Here is a 4,284-nt window from a genome sequence, read left to right on the forward strand (position 1 = left end):
CTCGCCCGCCGGGCTGACCCGGCCACGGGGCAGCCGGACCCGGCCCGCGTCGCCGCCTTCGCCGCGGCCAACCCGGCGAGCGCGCTGCAGGGCCGCTGGCTCGCCGCCAACAACCCGCCGGCGAGCTGGGCGACGACGCCCTATTGGGGCGTGAACGCCTTCCGCTTCCGCGGTGCGGACGGGCAGGTCCGGCATGTCCGCTGGTCCTTCGAGCCGCGCGCCGGCGTGCAGCGCCTGACCGAGGAGCAGATGCGCAGCATGCCCGCCGACTTCCTCGCCGATGAGCTGCGTCGCCGCGTCGCCGCCGGCCCGGTCGAGTTCGACATGGTGCTGCAATTCGCCGCGGCGGGGGACGACGTGACCAACCCGACCGTCGCCTGGCCGGAGGACCGGCCGCGCGCGGTGGTGGGACGGCTGGCGGTGACCGAGGTCTCGGCCGGGCCGGGCGGCCCCTGCGACCCGATCAGCTTCATGATCCTCGACCAGTCGCCCGGCATCGAGATGAGCGACGACCCGACGCTGCAGGCGCGGGCGGGGTCCTATGCGGTGTCGCTGACGCGGCGGACGCAGTGAAGTTGGGGGGAAAAGGGAACTTCTCCCCCCCAAACGACCGCGGCGGTCAGGCCCGAATAGCCAGAGACGGGAGGGGGCCCGGGGGAGGTTCCCCTCCCCCGTTCTTCTTGACTCTTTTCCTGCCCGCGCCTATGCGCCCGTGTCCTCTCGCGAGGACCGGAGACGGGCGGACCGAAACGCGCCCACCCATCGGGACCGGGTTCGCTGCCGCGAAAGGCGCGCCGGTCCAAGTCGTTCCTGCCCATGGGCGGGCGCGCAGGCCGCATCACCCGCCGCGCTGGCGGGGGACACCGGAAAGCACAGGACTGCATGGCCACCATCACCGCCGACCGCGCGGGTAGCGAGGATTTCGCCGCCCTTCTCGATGAAACGCTTGGCGCCGACACCGGATTTGCCGGATCGGTCGTCACCGGCAAGGTCATCCGGGTGGATGACGATGTCGCGGTCGTCGATGTCGGCCTCAAGAGCGAGGGGCGCGTGCCCCTCAAGGAATTCGCCGCCCCCGGCATGAAGCCCGAGGTGAAGCCCGGCGACCTGATCGAGCTGTTCGTCGAGCGGTACGAAGACCGCGACGGCTCCATCGTGCTGTCGCGTGAGAAGGCCCGCCGCGAGGAAGCCTGGACGAACCTCGAGAAGTCCTTCACCGCCAACCAGCGCGTGAACGGCGTGATCTTCGGCCGCGTGAAGGGCGGCTTCACCGTCGACCTCGGCGGCGCCGTGGCCTTCCTTCCCGGCAGCCAGGTGGACATCCGCCCGGTGCGCGACGTCGGGCCGCTGATGGGCAGCCCGCAGCCCTTCCAGATCCTCAAAATGGACCGCGCCCGCGGCAACATCGTGGTCTCCCGCCGCGCGGTGCTCGAGGAAACGCGCGCCGAGCAGCGCAGCGAGCTGATCCAGGGCCTCAAGGAAGGCATGATCCTGGACGGCGTGGTGAAGAACATCACCGACTACGGCGCCTTCGTGGACCTCGGCGGCGTGGACGGCCTGTTGCACGTGACCGACATCGCCTGGCGCCGAATCAACCACCCGAGCGAGGCGCTGACCATCGGCCAGCCCGTGAAGGTCCAGGTCATCCGCTTCAACTCCGAGACGCAGCGCATCAGCCTCGGCATGAAGCAGCTGATGTCCGACCCGTGGGACGGCGTGGCGCTCAAGTACCCGGTCGGCGCCAAGTTCGGCGGCCGCGTGACGAACATCACCGACTACGGCGCCTTCGTGGAGCTGGAGCCGGGCGTCGAGGGCCTCGTGCATGTGTCCGAGATGTCCTGGACGAAGAAGAACGTCCATCCGGGCAAGATCGTCGCGACCTCCGAGCAGGTCGACGTGATGATCCTCGACGTGGACGAACCGAAGCGCCGCATCTCGCTCGGCCTGAAGCAGGCGCAGGGCAACCCCTGGGAGCTGTTCCTGGAGGCGCACCCGCCGGGCAGCATCATCGAGGGCGAGATCCGCAACATCACCGAGTTCGGCCTGTTCATCGGCGTCGGCCCCGACGTGGACGGCATGGTCCACATGTCCGACCTGTCGTGGGAGGAAGCCGGCGAAGTGGCGATGAACCGCTACTCCAAGGGCCAGGTGATCAAGGCGAAGGTGCTCGACGTCGATGTCGAGAAGGAGCGAATCTCGCTCGGCATCAAGCAGCTCGAGGCCGATCCGGCCGCCGAGGTGCTGGACCGCGTGCGCAAGGGCGACATCGTCACCTGCGTCGTCACCAAGGTCGAGGCCAACGGCATCGAAGTGAAGGTGGAGGAGGTCCTGACCGGCTTCATCCGCCGCGCCGAACTCGCCCGCGACCGCGCCGACCAGCGCCCCGACAAGTTCGCGATCGGGGAGAAGGTGGACGCCCGCGTCACCGCCGTGGACCGTGCCGCCCGCCGCCTCGCCCTGACCATCAAGGGCAAGGAGATCGAGGAGGAGCGCGAGGCGATGCGCGAATACGGCTCCGCCGACAGCGGCGCCTCGCTCGGCGACATCCTGGGTGCGGCGATCCGCCGCCGCCGCGAGATGGCCGGCGAGGAGTAAGGCCTTCGCCCCTTCCGGGCTGTATCGGAACCCCCGGGTCGGCAACGGCCCGGGGGTTTTCCATATCCGGGGTTGCGTCCGGCCCCGCGCCTCGCCATTGAGGCGGCATGTCCCTCGAGCCCGACCTGCTCGCCGACCGCCGGCGCCTTCGCCGCCGCCTGACACTCTGGCGGGCGCTCGCGATCCTCGCCGTCTTCGGCGCCATCGCGCTCGTTGCCGGGATGCGCGGTAGCGGCGTGCTGCCGGGGGGGGAGCACGTTCTGCGCCTGCCCATCTCCGGCTTCATCGCCGAGGACCGGCGCGTGATCGAGGCGCTGGACCGCGCCGCGACCAATGCCTCGGTCCGCGCCGTGATCGTCGCCATCGACAGCCCGGGCGGGACCATCGCGGGGGGGGAGGCGCTGCACGGCGCGCTCAGCCGCGTCGCCGCGCGCAAGCCCGTCGTGGCGCTGATGGGCGCGACCGCGGCCTCGGCCGGCTACATGGCGGCGCTGCCCGCCGCGCGGATCTTCGCCCGGGATTCGACCCTGACGGGCTCGATCGGCGTGCTACTGCAATCCTTCGACGTATCGGAGCTGATGGCCAGGCTCGGCGTCACTGCGCAGGTCATCGCCTCGGGTCCGCTCAAGGACCAGCCGAGCCTGTTCCGGCCGCTCTCCGCCGAAGGGCGCGCCGCGCTCGACCGCGTCATCCAGGATCTCCACGCGCAGTTCGTGGCCATGGTCGTCACGGGCCGGCGGATGGATGGCGACCGCGCGCGCGCACTTGCCGACGGGCGCGTCTTCACCGGCCGCCAGGCGCTGGAGGTCGGGCTGATCGACGCGATCGGCGGGGAGAGGGAGGCGCGCGCCTGGCTCGCCACCGAGCGCGAGGTGCCCGAAGGCCTGCCGGTGCGCGACATCCAGACCCGCTCGACGACCGAGCGGCTGATCTCCCAGGCCACGGAGGGCGTGATGAAAAGCCTTTTGTCAGAATGGCTTGGCGTTGACGCCCCCCGGGCCCTCTGGCAGCCTTCCCGCTGACGCGCGAGACGCGCCGCGCCCCGGACGGGCGCCCGAGGGAAGGCAAGGAATGACCAAGTCGGAGCTGATCGCGCACCTTGCCGCAGCCAACCCGCATCTGCGCCTGCCGGATATCGAGCTGATCGTCGCGACCATCTTCACCGAGATCACCGACGCCCTGGCGCGTGGGGACCGCGTGGAGCTGCGCGGCTTCGGCGCCTTTTCCACCCGCACGCGGGACCCGCGCACCGGCCGCAACCCCCGCACGGGGGAGGCGGTGGAGGTCACCGCCAAGGCCGTGCCGTATTTCAAGCCGGGCAAGGAATTGCGGGAGAGGATCAACAAGCCCGCCGCGCGCGCCTCGGCGCGCGCGACCAGCGCGGCCTGAGATGATCCGCTGGCTGCTGTTCCTCCCCCTCGCGGGGCTCGTCGTGCTGTTCGCGCTGTCGAACCGGCAGGTGGTGGAATTGCGGCTCTGGCCGCTCGACTGGGCGTGGCAGGCGCCGCTGTCGATCGCCGTGCTGCTGGCCGCCTGCGTCGCCTTCCTGCTCGGCGCCGGGATCGTCTGGATGTCGGACCTGCCGGCGCGCAGCCGTGGCCGCGCGGCGCTGCGCCGGGCGGAGGGCCTGCAGCGGGAGGTCGAGGCCTTCCGCGCGCGCGACCGCGCCGCGGCGGCGGACCGGTTGGC

5 protein-coding genes are annotated in these 4,284 nt (G+C 71.2%); all 5 read left to right on the top strand.

Features of this window, described 5'->3' with window-relative positions; all coding sequences use genetic code 11:
* Positions 1–573 (top strand): catalase (locus HW577_RS21570; protein ID WP_198378179.1); only part of this gene is annotated, 573 nt, incomplete at its 5' end.
* 309 nt (positions 574–882) lie between these two features.
* A complete protein-coding gene (rpsA, locus tag HW577_RS21575; RefSeq protein ID WP_198378180.1) occupies positions 883–2,595 on the top strand; it encodes a 30S ribosomal protein S1 in 1,713 nt (570 codons plus the stop codon).
* Between the two features lie 107 nt (positions 2,596–2,702).
* The gene (gene sppA / locus HW577_RS21580) at positions 2,703–3,617 is read left to right on the top strand and encodes a signal peptide peptidase SppA (RefSeq protein ID WP_198378181.1); all 915 of its coding nucleotides are present in this window, start codon (positions 2,703–2,705) and stop codon (positions 3,615–3,617) included.
* A 49-nt stretch (positions 3,618–3,666) separates the two neighbouring features.
* Positions 3,667–3,984, top strand: a complete 318-nt coding sequence (locus tag HW577_RS21585) for an integration host factor subunit beta (RefSeq protein ID WP_198378182.1) — start codon at positions 3,667–3,669, stop codon at positions 3,982–3,984.
* Position 3,985: 1 nt separating this feature from the next.
* On the top strand, positions 3,986–4,284 hold a 299-nt coding region (locus HW577_RS21590), incomplete at its 3' end, for a LapA family protein (RefSeq protein WP_198378183.1).

Source organism: Neoroseomonas rubea (assembly GCF_016106015.1).
Lineage (GTDB): Bacteria > Pseudomonadota > Alphaproteobacteria > Acetobacterales > Acetobacteraceae > Neoroseomonas > Neoroseomonas rubea.